The 24375-nt window shown below is 70.9% G+C and carries 21 protein-coding genes; 7 read left to right on the top strand and 14 right to left on the bottom strand.

Going from position 1 to position 24375, the window contains the following annotated elements:
* Window positions 1-22 precede the first annotated feature (22 nt).
* On the top strand, window positions 23-784 hold the full coding sequence (locus tag ABZ453_RS45715) for an alpha/beta hydrolase (protein WP_359025175.1): 762 nt from the start codon (window positions 23-25) through the stop codon (window positions 782-784).
* A 49-nt stretch (window positions 785-833) separates the two neighbouring features.
* Here the strand turns inward: ABZ453_RS45715 and ABZ453_RS45710 are convergent, their stop codons facing one another.
* On the bottom strand, window positions 834-1796 hold the full coding sequence (locus ABZ453_RS45710) for a LysR family transcriptional regulator (RefSeq protein WP_359025173.1): 963 nt from the start codon (window positions 1794-1796) through the stop codon (window positions 834-836).
* Window positions 1797-1859: 63 nt separating this feature from the next.
* Between ABZ453_RS45710 and ABZ453_RS45705 the strand changes: the two genes are divergently transcribed.
* Window positions 1860-3131, top strand: coding sequence for an MFS transporter (locus ABZ453_RS45705; RefSeq protein WP_359025171.1), 1272 nt, complete (start codon window positions 1860-1862; stop codon window positions 3129-3131).
* Window positions 3132-3261: 130 nt separating this feature from the next.
* On the top strand, window positions 3262-4290 hold the full coding sequence (locus ABZ453_RS45700; RefSeq protein WP_359025169.1) for a sigma-70 family RNA polymerase sigma factor: 1029 nt from the start codon (window positions 3262-3264) through the stop codon (window positions 4288-4290).
* On the opposite strand, the gene ABZ453_RS45695 is transcribed toward ABZ453_RS45700, so the two are convergent.
* Entirely contained in the window at window positions 4174-4560 is a 387-nt protein-coding gene (locus ABZ453_RS45695; protein WP_359025167.1) for an STAS domain-containing protein, read from the bottom strand. The two genes, ABZ453_RS45700 and ABZ453_RS45695, sit on opposite strands and share 117 nt — an antisense overlap.
* A 164-nt stretch (window positions 4561-4724) precedes the next feature.
* Between ABZ453_RS45695 and ABZ453_RS45690 the strand changes: the two genes are divergently transcribed.
* Window positions 4725-5645 (top strand): AEC family transporter, encoded by a 921-nt coding sequence (locus ABZ453_RS45690; protein ID WP_359025165.1) that lies wholly within the window; start codon window positions 4725-4727, stop codon window positions 5643-5645.
* Window position 5646: 1 nt separating this feature from the next.
* On the opposite strand, the gene ABZ453_RS45685 is transcribed toward ABZ453_RS45690, so the two are convergent.
* From ABZ453_RS45685 to ABZ453_RS45650, 8 genes are all read right to left on the bottom strand, one after another.
* Entirely contained in the window at window positions 5647-6231 is a 585-nt protein-coding gene (locus ABZ453_RS45685) for a Uma2 family endonuclease (protein WP_359025163.1), read from the bottom strand.
* Between the two features lie 96 nt (window positions 6232-6327).
* Complete coding sequence (locus ABZ453_RS45680; protein ID WP_359025161.1) at window positions 6328-7611, bottom strand: thymidine phosphorylase; 1284 nt, start codon at window positions 7609-7611, stop codon at window positions 6328-6330.
* An 85-nt stretch (window positions 7612-7696) separates the two neighbouring features.
* Window positions 7697-8098: a cytidine deaminase gene (locus tag ABZ453_RS45675; RefSeq protein WP_133049961.1), complete on the bottom strand. Its 402-nt coding sequence runs from the start codon at window positions 8096-8098 to the stop codon at window positions 7697-7699.
* On the bottom strand, window positions 8095-9381 hold the full coding sequence (locus ABZ453_RS45670; protein WP_359025159.1) for an ABC transporter permease: 1287 nt from the start codon (window positions 9379-9381) through the stop codon (window positions 8095-8097). Before ABZ453_RS45670 ends, ABZ453_RS45675 begins: the two co-directional genes overlap by 4 nt.
* Entirely contained in the window at window positions 9381-10508 is a 1128-nt protein-coding gene (locus ABZ453_RS45665; RefSeq protein ID WP_359025157.1) for an ABC transporter permease, read from the bottom strand. The genes ABZ453_RS45670 and ABZ453_RS45665 overlap by 1 nt, the downstream gene beginning before the upstream one ends.
* Window positions 10505-12031, bottom strand: a complete 1527-nt coding sequence (locus tag ABZ453_RS45660; protein WP_359025210.1) for an ABC transporter ATP-binding protein — start codon at window positions 12029-12031, stop codon at window positions 10505-10507. The genes ABZ453_RS45665 and ABZ453_RS45660 overlap by 4 nt, the downstream gene beginning before the upstream one ends.
* A 201-nt stretch (window positions 12032-12232) precedes the next feature.
* Window positions 12233-13297: a BMP family ABC transporter substrate-binding protein gene (locus tag ABZ453_RS45655; RefSeq protein ID WP_356762484.1), complete on the bottom strand. Its 1065-nt coding sequence runs from the start codon at window positions 13295-13297 to the stop codon at window positions 12233-12235.
* 290 nt (window positions 13298-13587) lie between these two features.
* A complete protein-coding gene (locus tag ABZ453_RS45650) occupies window positions 13588-14808 on the bottom strand; it encodes a M20 family metallopeptidase (RefSeq protein WP_359025208.1) in 1221 nt (406 codons plus the stop codon).
* Window positions 14809-15026: 218 nt separating this feature from the next.
* Between ABZ453_RS45650 and ABZ453_RS45645 the strand changes: the two genes are divergently transcribed.
* Window positions 15027-15695, top strand: coding sequence for a methyltransferase domain-containing protein (locus tag ABZ453_RS45645; protein ID WP_359025154.1), 669 nt, complete (start codon window positions 15027-15029; stop codon window positions 15693-15695).
* Window positions 15696-16834: 1139 nt separating this feature from the next.
* Here the strand turns inward: ABZ453_RS45645 and ABZ453_RS45640 are convergent.
* The 4 genes from ABZ453_RS45640 to ABZ453_RS45625 form a co-directional block, all read right to left on the bottom strand.
* A complete protein-coding gene (locus ABZ453_RS45640) occupies window positions 16835-17902 on the bottom strand; it encodes a hypothetical protein (protein WP_359025206.1) in 1068 nt (355 codons plus the stop codon).
* Between the two features lie 130 nt (window positions 17903-18032).
* Window positions 18033-18971: an N-acetylneuraminate synthase family protein gene (locus ABZ453_RS45635; protein WP_359025152.1), complete on the bottom strand. Its 939-nt coding sequence runs from the start codon at window positions 18969-18971 to the stop codon at window positions 18033-18035.
* A gap of 15 nt (window positions 18972-18986) precedes the next feature.
* Window positions 18987-20291: an acylneuraminate cytidylyltransferase gene (locus tag ABZ453_RS45630; protein ID WP_359025150.1), complete on the bottom strand. Its 1305-nt coding sequence runs from the start codon at window positions 20289-20291 to the stop codon at window positions 18987-18989.
* Between the two features lie 164 nt (window positions 20292-20455).
* Window positions 20456-21802 carry a DUF6716 putative glycosyltransferase gene (locus ABZ453_RS45625; RefSeq protein ID WP_359025148.1) on the bottom strand — a complete coding sequence of 449 codons (1347 nt, stop codon included), beginning with the start codon at window positions 21800-21802 and terminating at the stop codon, window positions 20456-20458.
* Window positions 21803-22000: 198 nt separating this feature from the next.
* Between ABZ453_RS45625 and ABZ453_RS45620 the strand changes: the two genes are divergently transcribed.
* The gene (locus ABZ453_RS45620) at window positions 22001-22987 is read left to right on the top strand and encodes a glycosyltransferase family 2 protein (protein WP_133043111.1); all 987 of its coding nucleotides are present in this window, start codon (window positions 22001-22003) and stop codon (window positions 22985-22987) included.
* A complete protein-coding gene (locus tag ABZ453_RS45615) occupies window positions 22987-24333 on the top strand; it encodes an alpha-2,8-polysialyltransferase family protein (RefSeq protein ID WP_359025146.1) in 1347 nt (448 codons plus the stop codon). Before ABZ453_RS45620 ends, ABZ453_RS45615 begins: the two co-directional genes overlap by 1 nt.
* Window positions 24334-24375 lie beyond the last annotated feature (42 nt).

The raw sequence follows: 24375 nt of genomic DNA, 5'->3' as shown, positions 1-24375 counted from the left end.
GTCCTTCTGACACTGTTCTGTCATGGCACACCAAGCGACGCCGGTTCGACGGGCCCGGCTGGGGAGGGCGCTCGGCCCGGAGCCGACGGCGGTGAGCGGAGTGGTGCTGCTGCTCCCCGGCGGCGACGAGGAGTCCGACCGCAGACCGTCCCCCATGCTCGCCACGGCCTCCGTACGGGCGCTGGGCCGCCGGCTGGCCCGCGCGGGCCGGGAGCAGGGCCTCGCCGCGCATGTCGTCCACTACCGGTACCGAGGGTGGAACGGCAGCGCGGCGCATCTGGCCGAGGACGCCTCCTGGGCCGCGGACGAGGTGCTACGGCGCTACGGCGATGTCCCCGTCTGCCTCGTCGGCCTGGACATGGGCGGCCGGGCCGCGCTCAGGGCGGGCGGCCACGAGGCCGTCAACTCCGTGGTGGCGATCGCGCCTTGGCTCCCCGAGGACGACATGGCGGCCTCGCCCGAACCGGTGAAACAGCTCGTCGGGCGGCGGGTGCTGATCGTGCACGGCACCAACGACGACGTGTGCGACCCCGAGCTGTCCTTCCGGCTGGCGGCCCGGGCGAAGAAGGCGAACCGGGACGTGTGCCGGTTCGAAGTGCACTCCGACGGACACGGGTTGCACCAGTACCGGGCGGAAGTGCAGGCGCTCGCCGAGGACTTCGTGATGGGCGCGCTGTTCGGCGGCGTGGTGTCGCGGCCCGTCCAGGACGCGCTGGCGGCTCCGCCGCCGTTGGGGCTGCGGATGCCGCTGGCCGTCGGGTTCGGAAAATCGTTGCGCCGGTGAGCTGATCATTGCGCCGGTGAGCCGACCGTCGCGCCGGTGAGCTGGGGCCCTAGGCGGGGAGGAGGCCGCCCCTCCTGGACAGCAGGAACTTCTTGAAGGCCGCCACCGGGGGTGTGTCCGGGTGGCCGTCGAGCCAGGCCACGCCGATCTCGCGGGCCGCCCTCGGGGACGTGACGGTCAGCTCCACGACGCCGGGACGGGGGAAGGCCGGTGGAGGCAGCAGGGCGACGCCCAGGCCCGCCGCGACCAGGCCCCTGAGGGTCTCCGCCTCCTCTCCCTCGAAGGCGATCCGGGGCTTGAAGCCGGCCTGCTTGCACAGGTCGTCCGTGATGCGGCGCAGGCCGTACCCCGGTTCCAGGGTCACGAAGGTCTCGTCGGCCGCCTCCGCGAGGCGGACGCGTCTGCGGGCGGCGAGGCGGTGGTCGGCGGGGACGACCAGACGGAGTTTCTGTTCGTCGAGGCGGCGGGCCACGAGGTCGGGGGCGTCCGGGACGGGCGAGGTCAGACAGAGGTCCAGCTCGCCGGCGCGGAGTTTCTCCAGCATGGCCTCGCCGTAGGTCTGGACGAGGCTGAAGCGGACGCGGGGATAGTCGACGCGGAAGGCCTGGATGAGCGCGGGGACGGTTTCCGCGCCCATGGTGTGCAGGAACCCGAAGGCGACCTTGCCGGTGGCGGGGTCGGCGTCGGCGCGGACCTCGTCGGCGGCGCGTTCGATCTCGGCGAGGGCGCGCTCGACGGAGGTGAGGAAGGCGCGCCCGGCCGGGGTGAGGGAGAGGGTGCGGCCGTGGCGGGCGAACAGGTCGACGCCGAGGTCCTGTTCGAGGCGGACCATCGCGCGGGAGAGCGTCGACTGGGGGACCTGGAGTTCCTGGGCGGCGCGGGTGACGTGCTCGGTGCGGGCGACGCCGGCGAAGTGGGCGAGGCGCGGGGCGAGCAGCATCGCCATGTCCGTCGTGTCTTGTGTGTCACCGGTCGGTGACAGGCGGGCCTGTGAACTCGGTTGATGCACCATGGGAACGATTATGGCGATTCCGTGCATTGGACGGATGAGCGGGGGTGTACGTAGCTTCGAGGCATGTCTCCCGCCAGTACCGAGGCGTCCACCGCCGTGGGCGCCACCATGTCCGTCCCTGTCGTCGACTCCCGTATGGCCCCGGGTGGGCCCGGCTATCGCCGGATGAGTTTCGCGCTGTTCCTCGCCGGGGTCGCGACCTTCGCGCTGCTGTACTCCACGCAGGCCCTGCTGCCGCTGATCTCCGGTGAGTTCGGGGTGGCGGCGAGCGAGGCGAGCTGGACGGTGGCGGCGGCGACGGGCGGGCTTGCGCTGTTCGTGCTGCCGATGAGCGCGCTGTCGGAGCGATTCGGGCGCCGTACGGTGATGACGGCCTCCCTCGCGGTGGCGGTGACCGTGGGCCTGCTGGTGCCGTTCGCTCCGTCGCTGGGCGTGCTGGTGGTGCTGCGGGGCCTGCAGGGCGCCGCGCTGGCCGGGCTTCCGGCGTCCGCGACCGCCTACCTCGCCGAGGAGGTCCGGCCGAAGGCCCTGGTCACGGCGATCGGGCTGTTCGTGGCGGGCAACAGCGTCGGCGGGATGAGCGGCCGGGTCGTCACCGGCTGGGTCGCGCAGGAGTGGGGCTGGCGGGTCGCGGTGGGCGTCATCGGGGTGATCGCCGTCGTCTGCGCGGCCGCCTTCCGGATGCTGCTGCCGGCGCCGAGCCACTTCGTCGCCGGATCGCTGCGGCCGCGTGTCCTGGCCCGGACGGTCCGTGACCACCTCTCCGACCCGCTGCTGCGCCGGCTGTACGCGATCGGCGCGCTGTTCATGACGGTGTTCGGCGGGGTCTACACCGTCATCGGCTACCGCCTGACCGAGGCCCCCTTCTCGCTCCCCCAGGGCATCATCGGGTCGATCTTCCTGGTGTACCTGGTCGGTACGGTCTCGGCGTCGACGGCCGGACGGCTGGTGGGCCGGCTGGGCCGCCGCGGGGCCCTGTACCTGGCGGGCGGTACGACCGCCACCGGGCTGCTGGTGTCCCTGGCGCCCTCGCTGCCGCTGGTCCTGCTGGGCCTGGTGCTGATCACGGCGGGCTTCTTCGCGGGCCACGCGGTCGCCTCCTCGGCCGTGAGCAAGACGGCCACGACCGGCCGCGCTCAGGCGTCGGCGCTGTACCAGTCAGCGTACTACGTCGGCTCCAGCGCCGGCAGCACGGTGGGGGCGACGGCCTTCCACGCCGGGGGCTGGGCCGGGACGGTCGGCGTCGGGCTGCTGGCGGTCCTGGGGGTCGTGACGATCACGGTGTTCGGCACGCGGGCCGCGAGGGTTGCCGCGCGCCAGCCGGTCACGGCGTAGCCCCTTTCCGCCCACCCCCTGTGACCTGCGCCTTTCCCCGCTCGACACGCCATTGTCAGTGCCCTGCGGTAGCTTCCGAAGTGCTGGGCGCAAAGGCGCGACACAGAACGGCCACAGGGGTGGGTGGACGATGAGCGAGAGTACGGCGGCGACCGCGACGGCAGACCTGGACCTCAAGCTGGAGAAACACCGCGTCGAGCTGACCGGGTACTGCTACCGCATGCTCGGCTCCTCCTTCGAGGCCGAGGACGCGGTGCAGGACACCATGGTCCGCGCCTGGCGGAGCTACGAGAAGTTCGAGGGCCGCTCCAGTCTGCGTTCCTGGCTCTACCGCATCGCGACCAACGTCTGTCTCGACATGCTGACCGCAGGCAACAAGCGCGCCCGCCCGATGGACCTCAGCGAGTCGACCCCGCTCGCCCAGGCCGCCCTCTCCCCCCGCCCGGACAACACCTGGCTCGAGCCGATGCCGGACAACCGCGTGCTGCCCACGACCGACGACCCCGCGGAGGCGGCCGTCGCCAAGGAGTCCGTGCGGCTGGCCTTCATGGCGGCGCTGCAGCAGCTGCCCGCCAAGCAGCGCGCCGTGCTGATCCTGCGCGAGGTGCTGGCCTGGAAGGCGAGCGAGGTCGCGGAGCTGCTCGACACCTCGGTCGCCTCGGTCAACAGCGCCCTGCAGCGGGCCCGGGCCACCCTCGCCGAGCGGGAGCAGGGCGACAGGGCGGCCTCGGCGGCCGTCTCCGACCCGCTGGACGAGGAGCAGCAGAAACTCCTGGAGCGGTATGTGGCGGCCTTCGAGGGTTACGACATGACCGCTCTGACGGCCCTGCTGCACGAGGACGCCGTCATGACGATGCCGCCGTTCGACCTGTGGCTGACCGGCCACGACGACATCACGGGCTTCATGACCACCCTCGGCTCCGCCTGCCAGGGCTCACGACTGGTGCCGGTCCGGGTCAACGGCCTGCCCGGGTTCGCCCAGTACAAGCCGGACCCGGAGGCGGGCGGTTACGCGCCCTGGGCGGTGCAGGTGCTGGAGATCTCAGACGGCCGGCTCACCGGGTTCCACTTCTTCCTCGACACCAAGCGGTGGTTCCCGCTGTTCGGGCTGCCTCTCCACCTCGAGGCGGAGCCCGACCAGGTCGAGCAGGGCGCGTAGGGAGGGCGCCGGGTCCCGCAGCCGGATCCGTCCGCCGGCTCGCCGGGCGGTCAGCTGGAGCCGGGCCAGCAGGTCCACGGCGGCCAGGCCCGGCGGCCCGATGCCGGCGGCGTCGACCACGACCACTCCCGCCCCGCCGGCCTCCAGCAGCGCCCGCACGTCGCCACACAGCCCCGCCACCTCGTCACGGGTGACGGGGCCGGGCAGCACGAGTACGGCGGGTGTCATGGCGTCCACGATCGGTAGACCGGAAGGGCGGGCGGAACTCATCGGAGCGCACCGCCCACGAGGCGTGCCCACGAGGCGTCGGCGGGCATCACGCCGGTCGGAATCACATTGACCGTCCGCCCTCCCGCCCGGAGGGTTGCCTGTATGCGCCACCGACCAGCACCGCCCCGGATACCCGACGTCCTCGTGCCCGGCGAGGAGGCCCCGTGCAGGGCGTGTTGACGGGATTCGCGGTGATCGCGGTCGTCATCGGGGTGGGGTACGTCATCGGCAGGCAGGGTCATCTCGGCGAACACGGCCGGGAGGTGCTGACCAAGCTCGCCTTCCATGTGGCCTCCCCCGCCCTGCTCTTCACCACGCTCGCCCGGGCCGACCTGTCGGTGGTCTTCTCCAGCCGGCTGCTGGTGACGGCGATGAGCACGGCCGCGGCGGCGGGCGTCTTCGTCGCGGTGGGTGCCGCACGGGACTGGGGCGTGGGCCGCACCACCATCGGCGCGCTGTGCTCCAGTTACGTCAACTCGGGCAACCTCGGCATCCCGATCGCGGTGTACGTCCTCGGTGACGCCTCGTTGGTCGCGCCGGTCCTGCTCTTCCAGCTCATCGGGGTCACCCCGGTCGCCCTGACGATCCTCGACCTGTCCGGCAAGGGCGAGAAGGGCCCGCTGTGGCTGCGCCTGCTGACGCCCCTGCGCAACCCCATCGCGGTGGGCTCGCTGGCGGGCGTCGCGGTGTCGGCGCTCGGCGTGAAGGTCCCGGCCCCCGTCATGGACCCGATCACCCTGATCGGCAACATGTCGGTCCCGGCGGTCCTGCTGGCCTTCGGCATCTCCCTGTGCGGCAGCACGATGCCGGGACGGGGTGCGGAGAGGGGGCCGGTCCTGCTGTCCGTGGCGCTGAAGGCGGTGGGGCAACCGGCGGCGGCCTGGGCGCTGGCGACCGGCGTCTTCGGGCTGCGAGGCCACCAACTCCTCGACGTGGTGGTGACGTCGGCACTCCCGGCCGCCCAGAACCTGTACACGTACGCGAGCCGCTACCGCGTGGCCGAGGGCTTGGCGCGGGACTCGATCCTGCTGTCGACGGTGCTGTCGGTGCCGGTGCTGGTGGTTGTCGCCGCCTTATTGGGATGACTCAGGTCTCGGGGAACTCGCTGGTGTCGATGACGAGATCGAAGGGCGCGCGAAGAGTGAGCAGTTCACCGGACTTGGCGACGGCGAGCGGGCGGTAGACGTCTCCGTGCGGCTCTCCGTAGAGCGTCGCGGTGGGGCCCTCGGGTGCCCAGCGGTCGACCAGGAGGTAGAGCGGGATGCCCGCGGACGCGTAGGCGGCCGGCTTGCTCACACGGTCGTGGCGGGCGTTCTTCCTGGAGGTGACCTCCACGACGAGTTCGGCCACGGCGCCCGGCAGATAGGTGTCCGCCTCGGTGCACTCCTGGACCGGGGCCACCAGGATGTCCGGGATGAACATGCCCAGCCGCGAGGGGACGGCGATGGCCTGTGTCTGGAAGATCTCCCAGTCCTCAGGGATCACGGAGTACAGGCGACGCTGGATCCGGGCCGCGATCACGTTGTGACGGGATGCGGGAGCAGGTGACACGGTGATGATCCCCTCGATGATCTCCACCTTGCTGCCCTCGGGCCAGTCCATCTCCTCCCAGAACCGGACGAGGCCGTCCCAGCTCTGCTTGGGGTCGTGGCCCACGGTGAGCGCGCTCATGACGGTCTCCTTCGGTTGCGTCACCGATCCCAGCATGCCGAACGGGACCGGTGGGGGTCCACCAATCCCGTTCACTCGAAAGGGAAACTCCCCTGGTCAGGCGATACGTTCCAGCACCACCGGCGACGCCGTGAAATCCGTGCCCGCCGCCCCGATGTCATACGAACCCTCCACCGCCTGGAGCGCGTACTCGAAGCGTTCGGGGGTGTCCGTGTGGAGGGTGAGGAGGGGCTGGCCCTCGGTCACCGGGTCGCCGGGCTTGGCGTGGAGTTCGACGCCCGCGCCCGCCTGCACCGGGTCCTCCTTGCGGGCGCGGCCCGCGCCGAGGCGCCAGGCGGCGACGCCGATGCCGTAGGCGTCGAGGCGGGTCAGGACACCCGAGGACGGCGCCTTGATGACGTGCTGCTCACGGGCCACCGGCAGCTCCGCGTCCGGGTCGCCGCCCTGGGCCGCGATCATGCGGCGCCAGACGTCCATCGCCGAGCCGTCGGCCAGGGCCTTCGCCGGGTCGGCGTCCTTCACCCCGGCCGCGTCCAGCATCTCGCGGGCCAGGGCGAGGGTCAGTTCCACCACGTCGGCCGGGCCGCCGCCCGCCAGGACCTCCACCGACTCGCGGACCTCCAGCGCGTTGCCCGCGGTCAGGCCGAGCGGGGTGGACATGTCGGTGAGGAGGGCGACCGTCTTCACTCCGTGGTCGGTGCCGAGGCCCACCATCGTGGAGGCCAGTTCGCGGGCGTCGTCCAGCGTCTTCATGAAGGCGCCCGTGCCCACCTTCACGTCGAGCACCAGGGAGCCCGTGCCCTCCGCGATCTTCTTGGACATGATGGAGGAGGCGATCAGCGGGATCGCCTCGACCGTGCCGGTGACGTCCCGCAGGGCGTAGAGCTTCTTGTCGGCGGGGGCCAGCCCGTCGCCCGCCGCGCAGATCACCGCGCCGGTGCCGTCCAGCACCGACAGCATTTCCTCGTTGGACAGCAGCGCGCGCCAGCCCGGGATGGACTCCAGCTTGTCCAGGGTGCCGCCGGTGTGGCCGAGGCCGCGGCCGGAGAGCTGCGGGACGGCGGCGCCGCACGCGGCGACCAGGGGGGCCAGCGGCAGGGTGATCTTGTCGCCGACGCCGCCCGTGGAGTGTTTGTCGGCCGTCGGGCGGGACAGGGACGAGAAGTCCATGCGCTCGCCGGAGGCGATCATCGCGGCCGTCCAGCGGGCGATCTCGCGGCGGTTCATGCCGTTGATGAGGATCGCCATGGCGAGCGCGGACATCTGCTCGTCGGCGACCTCCCCGCGGGTGTACGCGTCGATGACCCAGTCGATCTGCTCGTCGCTGAGTTCGCCGCGGTCCCGCTTGGTGCGGATGACGGAGATGGCGTCCATGGCCATGGCTTGCTTTCCTTCCGAAGGTTCCAGAAGTCGTACGACCCCTCCGAGCCGGTCGCTTGCACACCTCGGAGGGGCCGTACGGGAGTTACTTGGTGAGATGGTCCGGGCCGAAGGCCTGGGGCAGCATCTCGGAGAGCGGGAGGATGCCCGCCGGGGTCTCCAGGAGCAGCTCGGGGCCCCCGAACTCGTACAGCAGCTGACGGCAGCGGCCGCACGGGACCAGGATCTCGCCCCGGCCGTCGACGCACGTGAAGTGCGTCAGCCGGCCGCCACCGGTGCGCTGCAGCTCCGAGACCAGCCCGCACTCGGCGCACAGGCCGAGGCCGTAGCTGGCGTTCTCGACGTTGCAGCCGGAGACCGTGCGGCCGTCGTCGACCAGGGCGGCGACGCCGACCGGGTAGTCGGAGTAGGGGGCGTAGGCGTGCGTCATGGCCTCGCGGGCCAGCTCGCGCAGCGCCTCCCAGTCGACGGCGGCCGGCCGGCTCACTTGCCCTGGCCCTTGCGGTAGCGCATGCCGTCGGCCTTCGGCATCCTCAGGCGCTGCGCGGACAGCGACAGCACGAGGAGGGTGACGACGTACGGCGTGGCGCCGACGAAGTCGCTCGGGACCTCGTCGGTGACCAGGTACCAGAGCAGGACGAGCGCGCCCACGAAGAGGCTGATGCCGCCCTGCCAGTGGGCCTTCTTGTACATCTTCCAGCCCGCCATCGCCACGAGCAGCACGACCAGCAGGAGCAGCAGCGCGTGCACGGTCTGGCCGCCGTTGCGCAGCTGCAGCGCGTCGGAGTAGCCGAACAGGCCCGCGCCCATGGCCAGTCCGCCGGGCCGCCAGTTACCGAAGATCATGGCGGCGAGACCGATGTAGCCGCGGCCGCCGGTCTGGTTCTCGAGGTAGATGTGCGAGGTGACCAGCGCGAGGAAGGCGCCGCCGAGGCCGGCCAGGCCGCCGGAGACGGCGACGGCCGCGTACTTGTACTTGTAGACGTTGACGCCGAGGGACTCCGCCGCGATCGGGTTCTCGCCGCAGGAGCGCAGCCGCAGACCGAACGGCGTGCGCCACAGCAGCCACCAGCTGGCGATGAACAGCGCGAAGGCGAGGATCGTGATCACGGACAGGTTGGTCACCAGACCGCCGAGGATGCCGGCGATGTCGGAGATCAGGAACCAGTGGTGCTTCTCGAGGGACTGCAGGGCGTCGGACAGCCCCGGGATGTCGAAGTTGGGCAGCGAGTCCACCGGCGGGGACTGCTTGGGGTTGCCACCCGCGTCGGCCGCCTTGCCGTTGGTGAAGAACAGCTTGGCCAGGTACTGGGTGGTGCCCAGCGCGAGCAGGTTGATCGCGACACCGGAGACGATGTGGTCCACGCCGAAGGTGACGGTGGCGACGGCGTGCAGCAGTCCGCCGAGGACGCCGAAGCCGACACCGCACAGCAGGCCGAGCCAGGGGCTGGACTGCCAGCCGATCCAGCCGGCGCCGAAGGTGCCGAGGATCATCATGCCCTCGAGGCCGATGTTGACCACGCCGGAGCGCTCGGACCACAGGCCCGCGAGACCGGCGAGTCCGATCGGGACGGCGAGGCTCAGCGCGGCGCTTACCTGTCCGTCGGAGGTGAGCTGGTTGGCGCCGGTGATGACGCGGACGGCGGCCACGAGCAGCAGCGCACCGGCGACGATCATGAGGATCTGGCCGAGCGGACGGCCCGAGCGGGTGCGTTCGGTGTCCGTCTTGGGGGCCGCGGGCGGCGGCGTGTCGGTCGTCGTGGCAGTCATCACGCCACCTCCTGCTTCTCGGTCGGGGCGGCGGCCTGGGCGGCGAGCTCCGCGCCGACCCGCTGCTGCTGGCGCTTGAGGCCGTAACGTCGTACGACTTCGTAGGCGATCACGACGCACAGGACGATCACGCCCTGGATGACGCCGAGGATCTCCTTGTCGTAGCCCTGGAACTCCAGGTGGTTGGTGGTGCGCTCCAGGAAGCCCCACAGCAGGGCGCCCAGCGCGATGCCGACCGGGTTGTTGCGGCCGAGCAGGGCGATGGCGATGCCGGTGAAGCCGATGCCGGTCGGGAAGTCGTTGCTGAACTGGTGGCTGTCGTTGAGCAGGGTCGGCATGCCGATGAGGCCGGCGATCGCGCCGGAGATGAGCATGCTGGTCGCGATCATCTTCTTCACGGACACACCGCTCGCGGCGGCGGCGCTCTCGGACTGACCGACGGTGCGCAGGTCGAAGCCGAACCGGGTGCGGCCGAGCACGAACCAGTACGCGACGCCGACAGCCACGGCGATGAAGATGAAGCCCCACAGCTCGCCCGCCGGGCCGGTGTTGATCTGGAAGAAGTACGAGGACGAGGGCAGCGGCTTGGTGGAGACGACCGTGCCGCCGGCCTGGAGCTCGGCGAGTTTCCCGGGCTGCAGCAGGTAGGCGATGATCGCGGTGGCGATCGCGTTGAGCATGATCGTCGAGATGACCTCGCTGACGCCCCGGGTCACCTTCAGCACGCCCGCGATGCCCGCCCACACGGCGCCGGTGCCCATCGCGCACAGGATGATCAGCGGGATGGAGATCCAGCCGGGCGTGGTCAGCGCGCCGCCGAGGACGGCCGCGAAGAACGCGGCGATGCGGTACTGGCCGTCGACGCCGATGTTGAACAGGTTCATGCGGAAGCCGATGGCCACCGCGACACCGGCCAGGTAGTACGTCGTCGCCTTGTTGAGGATGTAGACCTGGCTGTCGCTGGCGGTGCCGTAGGTCACCATGTCGCTGAAGGCGTCGAACGGGTTCTTGCCGGTGGCGAGGATCACCAGGGTGGTGACGACGAGCGCGGCGACGATCGCGAGCAGCGGGGCCGCGATGGCGAGGAGCAGCCGCTCCTTGTCGATGCGTTGGGTCAGCTTGTTCATCGGGCGTCGTCCTCTGCGTGCTCCAGGTGGCCGGTGGCCGCACCCGTCATGGCGGAGCCCAGCTCCTCGGGGGTGATGGTGGCGGGATCGGCGTCGGCGACCAGTCGGCCGCGGTACATCACCCGCAGGGTGTCGGACAGGCCGATGAGCTCGTCCAGGTCGGCGGAGATCAGCAGCACCGCCAGGCCCTCGCGGCGGGCGTCGCGGATGTGGTCCCAGATCGCCGCCTGCGCGCCGACGTCCACACCCCGGGTGGGGTGGGCGGCGATGAGCAGCTTGGGCTCGTGGCTCATCTCGCGGCCGACGATCAGCTTCTGCTGGTTGCCGCCGGAGAGGGAGGCGGCGGTGACGTCGATGCCGGGGGTGCGGACGTCGTACGCCTCGATGATGCGCTCGGTGTCGCCGCGGGCGCCCCTGATGTCGAGCAGCTGGCCGCGGGAGTTGGGCCTCTCGGTGACGTGGCCGAGGATGCGGTTCTCCCACAGCGGGGCCTCGAGGAGCAGCCCGTGGCGGTGGCGGTCCTCAGGGATGTAGCCGACGCCGGCCTCGCGGCGGTGGCGGGTGGGGACGTGGGAGATGTCGGTGCCGTCGAGGGCGATCGTGCCGGAGTTCAGGGCACGGATGCCCATGATGGCCTCGACCAGCTCCGACTGGCCGTTGCCCTCGACGCCGGCGATGCCGAGGACCTCGCCCTTGTGGATGGTGAAGGAGATGTCGTCGAGGATGATCCGCTCGACGCCGTCGAGGTCGGTCTGGGCCAGGCGCAGGCCGTCCACCTTCAGCAGCGGGACGTCGGTGACCGTGGACTCCTCGGTCTCCGGCGTGGGCAGTTCGCTGCCGACCATCAGCTCGGCGAGCTGTTTGGTCGTGGTGCCGGCCGGCTTCACCGTGCCGACGGTGGTACCGCGGCGGATGACGGTGATCTCGTCGGCCACGGACAGGACTTCGCCGAGCTTGTGGGAGATGAAGATGACGGTGAGGCCCTCGGCCTTGAGCTCGCGCAGGTTGTCGAAGAGGGCGTCGACCTCCTGCGGGACGAGGACGGCGGTGGGCTCGTCGAGGATGAGGGTCTTGGCGCCGCGGTAGAGGACCTTGAGGATCTCCACGCGCTGGCGGTCGGCGACGCCGAGCTCCTCCAGCAGGACGTCCGGGCGCACGTTGAGCCCGTACGCGTCGGAGAGCTCCTTGATCTTGGCGCGGGCCTTGGCGCCGATGCCGTACAGCTTCTCCGCGCCGAGGACGACGTTCTCCAGGACGGTGAGGTTGTCGGCGAGCATGAAGTGCTGGTGCACCATGCCGATGCCGCGGGCGATGGCGTCGGCGGGGTTGTGGAAGACGACGGTCTCGCCGTTCACGGTGATGGTGCCCTCGTCGGCCTGCTGCATGCCGTAGAGGATCTTCATCAGGGTGGACTTGCCGGCGCCGTTCTCACCGCACAGGGCGTGGACGGTTCCCGTGCGGACGGTGATGTCGATGTCCTTGTTGGCCACGACACCGGGGAAACGCTTGGTGATGCCGCGCAGTTCGACGGCAGCGGGAGGGCTGGACGCGTTGATGGCGCACTCTCCTCGGGGAAAAGGGGCTGCGTAGGGGAGGGCAGGCGTCGGCGACGCTAGCGCGGCAACTCCATGCTACACGCGTAGAGTTGACACATTGTTATGGCTCGGCGAGGGGGTCTGTCGAGGCCCCCTCGCCGAGCCCGGGTTCCGGCGGGAACCGTCAGGTCAGCTGGTCTTGACCTTGACGGTGCCGTCGACGATCTTCTTCTTCGCGGCGTCCAGCTGGGCCTTGATGTCGTCGATGTAGCCACCGCTGGTGGCCAGGCCGACACCGCCCTTGGCGAGGGAGTAGATCTGGTTGCCCGTCAGCGGCTTGCCGTCGTGCACGGACTTGATGAAGTCGTACACACCGACGTCCACGTTCTTGACCATCGAGGTGAGGATCGAGGTCTTGTAGGCGGCCAGACCCGGGATGTTGTACTGGTCCGAGTCCACGCCGATGGCCCAGGCGCCCTTGACTCCGTGGACGGCCTCGATCGAGCCGTTGCCGGAGGAGCCGGCGGCGGCGTAGATCACGTCGGCGCCGTTGTCGAGCATGCCGGACGCGGCCTCCTTGCCCTTGTCGGGGCTGGAGAAGCCGGACAGGTCCGAGCCGTGGGTCAGGTACTGGACGTCGACCTTGACCTTGGAGTTGGTGTCCTTGACGCCCTGGACGTAACCCGCGGCGAACTTCTTGATCAGCGGGGTGTCGACGCCTCCGATGAAGCCGACGTGGTCCTTCTTGGTCTTCAGCGCCGCCGCCACACCGGCCAGGTACGAGCCCTGCTCCTCGGTGAAGGTGATGCTGTCGACGTTCGGGGAGGTCGCGACCGAGTCGATGAGACCGAAGCTGACCTTCGGGAACTGCTTGGCGACCTTGTCGACCGAGGTGGCGTACGAGAAGCCGACAGCCACGATCGGGTTGTAGCCGGCGCTGGCCAGGTCGGTCAGGCGCTGCTCGCGGTCGGCCTCGGTGTCGGAGGTCTTCGCCGTCAGCTCCTTGATGGAGCCGCCGAACTCCTTCTCGGCCTTGTCGGCACCGCGCGCGGCGGAGTCGTTGAAGGAGCGGTCACCGCGGCCGCCGACGTCGTAGGCGAGGCCGATCTTGATGCCCTTGCCGCCGCCACCCGAGGAGGAGGCGGAGGACGAGCTGCTGTTGCTGTCGGACGAGGTGCTGCCACAGGCTGTGGCAGTCAGTGCGAGAGCTGCGGTGGCGATACACGCAGCGGAAAGCTTGGCTACCCGGCGCACGGGAAGGCTCCTTCACCTGACCTGAGCGCCTTGTCGGCGCTTCATGTGAGCACCATGCCAGTGCTCGGGCCCGGACGCCCCTGCGGCGTCGGCTTCGCGGCATCGTAACGCGCGTAGATGTCAGAAAAAGACCTCTTCCGAAGCCGTTATCGATTCGAGGCAAACGGCGTCTGAACTCCGCGTCTTCGGCCCTCACACGCCGTGATTTCGAAGAGTGCACGATTGGCTTACAACCATGTTGCGCCGGACAGCGCAACGGCCCCCGAAGGGGCCGTCGGGTCACGTGCGGGTCACTCCGCCGCGTCCAGCAGGGCCGCCGCCGTGAACAGCTCCACACCGACGGTGATGGCCGACTCGTCGGCGTCGAAGTCGCCCTGGTGCAGATCCCGCACGGTCCGCTCGCCGGGGGCGCGCACCCCGAGCCGGGCCATGGCGCCGGGGACCTGCTCCAGGTACCAGGAGAAGTCCTCGCCGCCCAGGCTCTGCTCGGTGCCCTCGACCGAGAGGGCGCCGCGACGGGCGGTCATGGCCTCGCGCAGCAGCTCGGTGACGTCCGGGTCGTTGACGACGGGCGGGACACCGCGGACGTAGTTGATCTCCGACTTGGCGCCGTGCAGGTTGGCGACCTCGTCGATGGCGGCGACCACCAGGTCCGGGGCCTGCCGCCAGGCGCCGAGGTCGAGGCAGCGCACGGTCCCGGAGAGCTCGGCGTGCTGCGGGATCACGTTCGGGGCGTGACCGGACTCGATGCGGCCCCAGGTGATCGCGAGACCGGCGCGGGTGTCGACCCGGCGGCCGACCAGGGCGGGCACGTCGGTGACGACGCGGGCGGCGGCGGTGACGAGGTCCGTGGTCAGGTGCGGGCGGGCGGTGTGGCCGCCGGGGCCGTCGAGCGCGACCTCGAGGCGGTCGCAGGCGGAGGTGATGGCGCCCTCGCGCAGTCCGATGCGGCCGGCGTCCACCCGGGGGTCGCAGTGCACGGCGATGATCCGGCCGACACCCTCCAGCGCCCCGCACTCGATCGCGTCCGCGGCGCCGCCGGGCAGCACCTCCTCGGCGGGCTGGAACAGCAGCCGGACCGGGCGGGGCAGCCTGCCCTGCCGGTGCATCTCGGCGAGCACGAGGCCGGCGCCGAGCACGACGGTGGTGTGCACGTCGTGACCGCAGGCGTGCGCGCGGTCGGGAACGGTCGAGCGGTAGGAGCACTCGGTCTTCATGTCCGGGATGGGCAGGGCGTCGATGTCGGCACGCAGGGCCAGCATGGGGCGGCCGCCGTCCCAGTCCCCGATGTCACAGATGAGCCCGGTCCCCAGCGTGAGCACCCGCGGCTTCAGGCCCGCCTTCTCCAGGCGGGCCTTGATCGCGGCGGTGGTACGGAACTCCTGGTTGCCCAGCTCGGGGTGCATGTGCAGATCGCGGCGGAAGGCCACGAGCTCGGCACGCAGCGACTCGGGCAGCGTGCCGGGGAGTTCTGCATCCCCGGGAGCGACGGCTTCGGACTCCAGTGACATCAGTTGCTTCACCCTCTAAAGGCTATGACGCCGGGACGGCCGGGCGACCCTCGATCAACAAAACTTCAACCCGTGAAGGGAAGAAAATCTGGTCACTCGACGCATGGGTGCGGTTCGGGATGGGTAAACCTCTCGTTTCTCTACGCATACCACGCCCCGTCGACTCAAGTCGGTTCTGTTCACCTGTCGGACGCGGAGTCCTTGTAAGGTGCGGGCCCGTGAGCTCCGAGATACCGGGTAGCCCGGATTTCCTGTATGCCACCAGGACGTCGTACGACGCGATCGCCCGTCCGTACGCCGAGCAGCTCTCCGACTGGCTCGGGGAGAGACCCCTCGATCTCGCGCTGGTCACCGCCTTCGCGGAACTGGTCCGTTCCTCGGGTACGGCGCCGGTGGCCGACGTCGGCAGCGGGCCCGGGCATGTCACGGCCCGGCTGGACGGCCTCGGAGTGCCGGTGTTCGGCGTGGACCTCTCACCCCGGATGGTGGCTCTCGCCCGTCAGGCCCATCCCGGGCTGCGGTTCCACGTCGGTTCGATGACCGCGCTGGACCTGCCGGACGAGACGCTGGGCGGGGTGCTCGCCCTGTACTCGGTCATCCACGTCCCGGACGACCAACTTCCCACCGTCTTCAACGAGTTCCACCGCGTCCTGGTCCCCGGCGGCCATGTCCTGCTCGGCTTCCAGACCGGCGAGGAGGACTCCCGCCTCCACCTCACGGAGCGCTTCGACCAGCAAATCTCCCTGGACTACTACTGGCGCACCCCGCAAACGGTCACCGATCAACTGACCAAGGCTGGCCTCCGCCTGGACGCCCAGACCCTCCGCGAACCGACCCCCGACGAAACCCGCCCGCGCGCCTACGTACTGGCCCACAAGGACACCTGACCGGGGTCGGGCGGGCTGGGGCGACATCCCACCGGCGCAGGAGCGGGGCACGGGCGGGGCAGACAGCCGACGACGCCCGCCCTGACAGGTGCGGTGATGCCCGGGAGGGGCTGTCTCCGGCCCGACGGGGACAGGAGCGGCGGGTTGGACCGACCGGGGCCTTTGAGGCCCGCAGGACGGGATACACGGCCAAGGACGGGTGCCCACGGCCGTGGGGCGGACGGGGCAGCAGTGTCCAGCCGCCGACTCCCCGCGGGGCGCTCGGCGGAGCGGCACCGTCCCCACCACAACCCGGCACACCACCCGCCTGCGGCGCGGGGGCTCAACTCGACGCCGTCAGGCCACGCCTCCCGACTCCCGCCGAGCAGCATCCACCCCCACCACAACCCGGCACACCACCCGCCAGCGGCCCGCGGCGCAGCTCGGCCATGCCTCCCGCCTGCCCCCAGAACGGTGTCCCGGCCCACCGCGGCCTGGCGCACCACTCGCCTGCGGCCCGGGGCACAGATCGACGCCTTCAGGTCACGCCTCCGACTGCCCGCGGAGCAGCATCCGACCCCACCACGGCCCAGCACACCACCCGACCTGCGGCCCAAGGGCGCAGCTCGGCGCCGTCCGGCCACGCCTCCCGACTACCCGCGGAGCAGCATCCACCCCCACCACGGCCCAGCACACCACTCGCCTGCGGCCCAGGGGGTGAAACTCGACGCCGTCAGGCCATGGCCCCCGACTCCCCGCAGAACGGCATCCAACCCACCGGGCCCCGGCACACCACCCGCCCGTGGCCGGGGGCGCAGGTCGACGCGTCCGGCCACGCCTTCCGACGGCCGGCGGACCAGCATCCATGGCCACCACGGCCCAGCACGGCGCCCGCCTGCGGCCAGGGGCACAGGCCGACGCCGTCGACCACTTCTCCCGACTGCCAACGAGGCAGCATCCGACCCCACCACAACCCGGCACACCACCCGTCTGCGGCCCGCGGCGCAGCTCGGCGCCGTCAGGCCGTGCCTCCCGACTGCCCGGGAGGGTATGCCCGGCCCGGCGTCCTCGGCCCGGCGTCCCCGGCTCCGGCTCCGGCTCCGGCTCCGGCTCCGGCCCGAGGTTCGGGCCCCCGGCCGGTGTCAGGCCCCGCTCGGCGTTCAGGCCGTTGTGGTCAGTGTCTGTAGGCGGGTTACGTCTCGGGCCGTTCCTGTGACGCCTGAGAGGAAGCCCTGGGCTCGGGGGGAGGCCTTTTCCGTCAGCCAGGTGGGGTCGATGTCGCAGACCGCTACGCGGACCTCCGTGCCGACCAGGGCCAGGGGGAGGGTGTGGACGACCGTGGAGGGGAAGCTGAGGATCGTGCGGCCCACCGGGCCTCGGCGGGCGATCAGCTCCAGGGGGAGGTCGGGGCGGACGATCTCCAGACCCGTCTCCAGCGCCAGCTGGTGGAGTTTCGCGGTGCTCTCGCGGCGGTGGGCGAAGTAGCGCGTCGCGCCGTGGGCCTTGGACAGCGTGCGCACCGCCTCCAGGTAGCGGTCGTGGTCGACCACACCGGTCTCCACCAGCGAGGTGCCCACCATGTCGGCGCCCTTGGTGATCCGCGGCGGCCCGAAACGGAAACGGGTCCAGGAGAAGTCGTTGGCGAGGAGGGTGACACCCGGCGGTGTCTCGTCCATCGGCATCGAGGAGAACACCGTCACACGGCGCTTGTCGCTCGGGGTCAGCCGACGCCGGGCCTTGGAGGACACCGGCGCGAAGATCAGGTCGCGCGCACCCGGCCGCCCGCCCTTGCGATGCCAGCGCACCAGCCGCTCACCCCGGGCGAGCTGCGCGACGAACTCCATCGTCGCCGTGCCGTCGTCGACGACGACCAGGTCACGGGCCCGGGTGATGGTCAGCAGAAGCTGCACGTAGCGGGAGAAGGGGTCGCCCAGGACGATCCGGTCGGCGCGCCGGAGCCTGGCCGTGAGACCGCCGATCGTCTGGAACGGGGCCGCGGGGCCGCCCCGGGCCTCCTCCCAGCGGACCTCGTGCCCCTCCTCGCGGGCCAGTTCGGCCATCCGGCGCAGCTGGCCCCGGGTCATGGGGTCGGTCGGGGACAGCACGACGAGGGTGAGCGCCACGTCGGGCGCGTGCGCGTGCGCCCACTCCAGCACGTTCAGGAGCTGTACCGGGCTCTCGACGAACGCGAGGGTGTGGGGGCCGGTGTTCCCGGCGCGGGGGCTCATCGACGTACGACCGTCCCGTCGTAAGGCGCTCATGAGGCGCGCGGAGGATGCGGGGTCCGAGCGCCCGGGCCGGGAGCGACTGCGGTGGTCGCGTCCCGGCCCGGTGCGTTCGGACTCGGTGCGTTCGGACTCAGACGGAAACCGGCTCGCCGGCCGCCGCCGCGATCTCCGCCTCGGCGACGACGCCCGCGACGCGGCGCAGCTTCTTCATCGGGCCGAGCTCGGAGTCGTAGACCTTCTTGACACCGTCACCGAGGGAGGCCTCGATGGTGCGGATGTCGCGGACGAGGCGCTGCAGGCCCTGCGGCTCGACGGAGGCGGCCTGGTCGGAGCCCCACATCGCGCGGTCGAGGGTGATGTGGCGCTCGACGAAGGTGGCGCCGAGGGCGACGGCGGCCAGCGTCGTCTGCAGGCCCGTCTCGTGGCCGGAGTAGCCGATCGGGACGTTCGGGTACTCGTCCTGCAGGGTGTTGATCACGCGCAGGTTGAGCTCCTCGGCCTTCGCCGGGTACGTCGACGTGGCGTGGCACAGCAGGATGTTGTCGCTGCCGAGGACCTCGACCGCGTGACGGATCTGCTTCGGGGTCGACATGCCGGAGGACAGGATGATCGTACGGCCGGTGGCGCGCAGGGCGCGCAGCAGCTCGTCGTCGGTGAGGGAGGCGGAGGCCACCTTGTGGGCGGGGACGTCGAACTTCTCCAGGAAGGCGACGGCCTCGGTGTCCCACGGGGAGGCGAACCAGTCGATCCCCTTCTCCTTGCAGTGCTCGTCGATCTGGCGGTACTCGTCCTCGCCGAACTCCACACGGTGGCGGTAGTCGATGTACGTCATCCGGCCCCAGGGGGTGTCGCGCTCGATGTCCCACTGGTCGCGCGGGGTGCAGATCTCGGGCGTGCGCTTCTGGAACTTCACGGCGTCACAGCCGGCCTCGGCGGCCACGTCGATGAGCTTGAACGCGTTCTCCAGCTCGCCGTTGTGGTTGATGCCGATCTCGCCGCAGATGTAGACGGGGCGACCCGGGCCGGCCTCACGCGAACCGAACGTGCGGATGCGGGTGTTGGTGCTCATGAGCGTGAACTGTCCTTACCTGTCGAGGGAGTCGAGAGAGGGGCCGAGGATCCAGCTGGCGATCTCTCGGATCGCGCCGTCGCCACCGGGGACGGTGGTGACCGCACGGGCGGCGCCGCGTACCACGTCGTGGGCGCTCGCGACCGCCACGGGCCAGCCCACGAGGGCGAAGCACGGGAGGTCGTTGACGTCGTTGCCGACGTAGAGCACGCGCTCGGGCGCGATGCCCTGCTCCTCGCACCACTGCTTCAGTGCGAGGTCCTTCCGGCCGATGCCGTGCAGCACGGGAATCTGCAGCTTCCGTGCGCGCGCGGCGACGACCGGGTTCTGCTCCGTGGAGAGGATCAGCATCTTCAGGCGACCGCTCTTGCGGAGGGCCGCGATGCCGAGCCCGTCCCCGCGGTGCACGGAGACGAACTCCTTTCCATCGGCGTCGATCAGCACCCGGTCGTCGGTCTGGGTGCCGTCGAAGTCCAGTACGACCGCGTCGATGTCGTCGGCGGTCGGCAGCGAACCGATGGCGGTCCCCCCGCTCGAGCGAAGCCGAGAGTGGGGGAGGTCCGCGTCGAAGAGGGGGGCCAGCGCGCGGGCGCGGGCGAGGTCGTGCGGGTCGTCGATCTCCAGCACGCGCGCGGGGTCGGTACGGACGAGTTCCGTACGGCCGAAGAAGCGGTGCTGGTGCTTGCGGAAGCCGGGGGCGTCCATCGCGTAGGCGGCGCCGGTCTCCAGGAGGTCCTGGGGGCGGTCCTGGCGGCGCGGGCGGAAGGACTTGTCGTGGTTGACGCCGTAGCCGCCGCCGATGGCCGCGTCGGCCTCGGAGACGGTGCCGGCCGCGACCTCGTCCTCGGCGTCGCGCCAGATGAACCCGTGGAAGGGGGCGACGGTCACGGCGGAGTCGGCTCCGTTCTCGACGACCGCGGAGGCCACCCCGTCGATGTCCTCGCGGATGATGAACGGGCTGGTGCACTGCACGAAGACCACCACGTCGACGGCCGCGCCGTGCAGCGCCTCGTGGGCGTCCATGGCATGCAGGACGGCGGCCTCGGAGGTCGCGGTGTCGCCGGCGATGGCGGCCGGGCGCAGCACGACCTCCGCGCCGGCCTCACGGGCGGCGGCGGCGATGGCCTGGTCGTCGGTGGAGACCACGACATCGGTCACGAGACGGGTCGCGCGGCACTCGCGCACCGCCCGCGCCACCAGCGGCACCCCGCCGACGGGGGCGAGGTTCTTCGCGGGCACGCCCTTGGAGCCACCGCGCGCGGGAATGACGGCGAGCACACGGCGCACAGAGGCCCCGGCACGGACCGGCGAGTCGGACATGGGTTGCACTCCTTGTGCGGGGTTCGCTGAGGTGGAGCGGGGGCCGGCGAAGCCGCCCCCCAGGGGCGCGGGGCTGTGTTGATCAGCGGCTCCGCCGCGGGGCGCGACCGGCCGAGACGGCGCCGCAGCCGCCAGACCGTCCGAGGAGGCACCACGGCTGGCGCTCACAACTCCCCCATCCGCCGAATAACGGGCGCCACCCGCTGCACCCCGTGCCGGTACGCACCCCGAGCGGCCCGCCGCACGATCTGCCGGACAGGCCCCGGCTCCTTGTCCGCGGCGGGAGCCCCCGGCAGCGGACTGCCGTCCGGACCCAGGTGGTGGCGAGCGAGGATGCCGGGCAGATAGCCGGGCGCCGTCGCGGGCGTGTAGTAGGGGGTCAGCGGCGCCAACCCGCCCGGCCGGCCGAGGAGTTTGGCGATGCGCTCACGCGCCGCGTCGAAGGCGGTCGCGTACGAGCCGTCCGCCACGACACCCTGGCGGGCCACCCACTCCTCGTCCGGCACCGGACGGTGCCCGGCGTCCAGCTGGTCCCAGGAGGCGAGGCAGCCGGAGCCGACGAAGTGGTGGTTGCCCAGCACCTCGCGCACGCCCAGGTCGGACAGGATCACCGTCGGGATGCGCCGGTGCAGGGACTCCAGCGCGGCCGTCGAGCTGATGGTGACCAGCAGGTCGGTGCGGTCGAGGACCTCGCCCATGTTCCCGTACACCAGGCGGAAGTTGGCGGGCGGATCGAGCCGCTGGACCAGCTTCTGGTAGGGCAACTCCTCGATATGGGTGGTGTGTTCGCCGGGCCGGGAGCGCAGCTTGAGCAGCACCTCGCGGTCGGGGTGCAGCCGCGCGTGCCGGATCAGCCGGTCGAGCAGGTACACCCGGTCCTTGCGGTTGTCCGGGACGGACGGCTGGACGGCGAACACCACGGTGTACGGGTCGTGTTCGCCTTCGTAGGGCGCTCCGCCGAGGAAGGGCAGTGCCACCTCGGTCACCGACGAGGCGTCGGCGCCCACCCCCTCGTACACCGCGCGGAAACGCTCGGCGTCCTGGCGGGAGTTGGCGAGGACGAGGTCGGCGCCGTGCCGCAGCAGCAGGCCGTCGGCGAGCTTCTCGTAGACGACGCCGACATAGCCGGTGACCACCACGGGTCGCGAGCTCCGGCCCTCCCACACGCGCTTGAGGCCGTGCAGCATCGCCTGCACGCCGCCGCCGACGAGCGCGAGCACGACGACGTCGTACTCCTGCTCGCCCATGGCGCGCAGGAACTCGACTGCGGTGACCTCCTGCAGGGAGTCGGCTCGCACGCCCACCTCGGCCAGCTGGCGCGCGGTCGGCGTGGCACGGCCACGCAGCAGGAATCCGCTCAGCTCGAGACCGACTTGCGCGTCCTCGTGGGGTGCGGCTTCCATGGACGTGCCCGGAGCGATCCGAGCAGCGGTCAACGCACCCCATTTCCAGCGGGTGTCGGAGTCCGCGAGCACGGCGATTCGCGTGGGCTTCGTTGAACTTGGTGGCACGTCCACGACGCTAGGAAGCAATTCCTAGGAGCGGCCCAACCGCACTTGTCCAAAAAGTTAACAGCAGCCCGCCGAGAGCCGAACTGGCCCGCGGAATCGTCGGAAGCACAGGGGATGCACCGATCCGACACATGGAGTTCACCCTCTGTACGGACATCGGAAAAGTACCCAGCTGGGCCGCCTCATAGGCTCTCAGCTGTGCCAAAGCTTTCCGTGATCGTGCCGTTCTACAACGTGCAGCAATACGCCCCGGACACCCTCAGAAGCCTTCGACTGAACGCCCGCAAGGATTTCGAGTTCGTACTGGTCGACGACCATTCGAAGGACGAGACTCCGGCGATTCTCGAACGCGCGGCCGACGAGCTTTCCGATGTCGCGCAGGTGCGTTATATCCGCCATGAGAAGAACGGGGGACTCGCCACCGCGCGCAACACCGGCCTGGACGCGGCGCAGGGCGAGTACCTCACCTTCCTGGACGGCGACGACTGGCTGGCCCCCGGCTACTTCGCCGAACTGGTGGCGGCCATCGAGGGGCTGGGCTGCGACTTCGTACGCACCGACCATGTGCAGGCGACCGCCCGCGCGCGCACGGTGCAAAGGGTGCCGATCGGGCGGCGCTGGGAGGTGTTCGACCCGCGTGCGGCGATCCTGCCCGCCGACCGCTCGACCTCCGTGGACTACGCCTTCGCCTGGGCCGGCGCCTATCACCGCCGGCTGCTCGACAAGGGCCTGCTGCACTTCACCGACGGGCTGCGCACGGCCGAGGACCGGCCGTGGATCTGGAAGCTGCACCGCGAGGCGGAGTCGTTCGCCGTGGTGAGTCTGCTCGGTGTGTTCTACCGCCGTGGGGTCGCCTCCTCGCTGACCCAGATCGGCGACGCCCGCCAGCTCGACTTCATCCGCGCCTTCGACCAGGTGATAGAGGAGACGGCGCAGGACCCGGACGCCGACCAGTTGCTGCCGAAGGCCGTGCGCACCTACTGCGCGATCATCGCCCACCATCTCTCCGACGAGGAGAAGTGGGAGCCGTCGGTGCACCGGCAGCTGCGGGCGATGAGCGCGGCGGCGATCAAGCGGATGCCGCAGGACATGCTCGGTGACGTCCTGGAGACCATGGACTTCCACCGCTCCACCAAGCTGCGGCGGCTGCGCCGCCGGGTCACCACTGCGAAGGCGGCCGCCTGATGCCCCGTACCACTCGTATCTTCTGCGTCTCGACGCTGTACGGCGCCGCCACCCTGGCCGCCGCGCTGGACTCGGGCTGCTTCCCGGAGCGGGACGGGGAGGAGGAGGCCCGGCGGCTGCTGCTGGTGTTCAACAACTCCACGACGCCGGAAGTGACGCTGCCGGTCGACGAGATGCCGGGATTCGAGCCGCTGCGCCACCACTTCGACGGCATACTGTCCTTCAACGAGGCGATCCGCCCCTTCCATCCCGGTGCCTGGACGCCGCGCCCGGACGACGTCCCGCTCTTCGAGCGCTATCTGCGCATGCTGTGGGAGCTGGGCGAGGACCGGGTGGAGCTGGTCCTGGAGTCCATCCAGGTCGCCCCGGCGCTGTCCGTGGCCCAGCTGTTCACGGACGCCCCCATCCACGTCTACGCCGACGGCCTGATGAGCTACGGCCCCACCCGCAACAAGCTCGACCCGCTGGTCGGCACCCGGGTGCGCCGACTGCTCCACCTCGACCTGGTGCCGGGTCTGAAGCCGCTGCTGCTCACCGAGTTCGACGTCCCCGCGCAGCTCCTGCCGACCGAGGCCTTCCGCAAGGTCATGGGCGAACTGACCGCCGCCGTACCGGAGTTGCCCGCACTGCCGGACAACGCGGCGCTGCTGCTCGGCCAGTACCTGTCCGCGCTGGACATCCTCTCCCCCGAGGACGAGGAGAACCTGCACGTACGGATGATGCGCGGGGCCGTCGAGCGCGGTCACCGCGCGATCGTGTTCAAGCCGCACCCCACCGCACCGGCCCGCTACAGCCGCGCCCTGGAGGCGGAGGCCGAGAAGCTGGGCGTCGAGCTGACCGTGCTCGACATGCCCGTCCTCGCCGAGGTGCTGTTCGAGAAGTCGCCGCCCTCACTGGTCGTGGGCTGCTTCTCCACCGCGCTGTTCACGGCGTCGGCGTTCTACGACCTCCCGGTCGCCCGCATCGGCACCGAGCCCCTCCTGGAGCGGCTGACGCCGTACCAGAACAGCAACCGGGTCCCGGCGGTGCTGGCGGACGCGCTGATCCCGGACCTGGAGGGCCGCAAGAGCGAGGAAACGATCCCCGCGCAGACCCTGGACGGCCTGGTCAAGGCGGTCGGATTCGCCATGCAGCCGCAGATCTACCCGTCGCTGCGCCGGGACGCGGAACGCTATCTGTCGAAGAACCTCGCAACGCGCACCAAGCGGTACTTCAGGCGCCGCCGGCTCACCTCGCTGGGCCTGCCGGGCGGCATCCCGGAACGGCTCGCCTTCCTGCCGCACAACTCCACCGCGCGCCGAGTGGTGCGGCGCGCGCGGGCGTTGAAGAAGGCCGTCAAGCGCTGAACCTGGCCCGGCCCACGACGCGCCTTGCGGTCGCACGGTGGT

It is taken from the genome of Streptomyces sp. NPDC005799, from assembly GCF_040630525.1.
Lineage (GTDB): Bacteria > Actinomycetota > Actinomycetes > Streptomycetales > Streptomycetaceae > Streptomyces > Streptomyces griseorubiginosus_B.
Note: the sequence above shows the minus strand (reverse complement) of the source record. Positions and strands in the feature narration are given on the sequence as shown.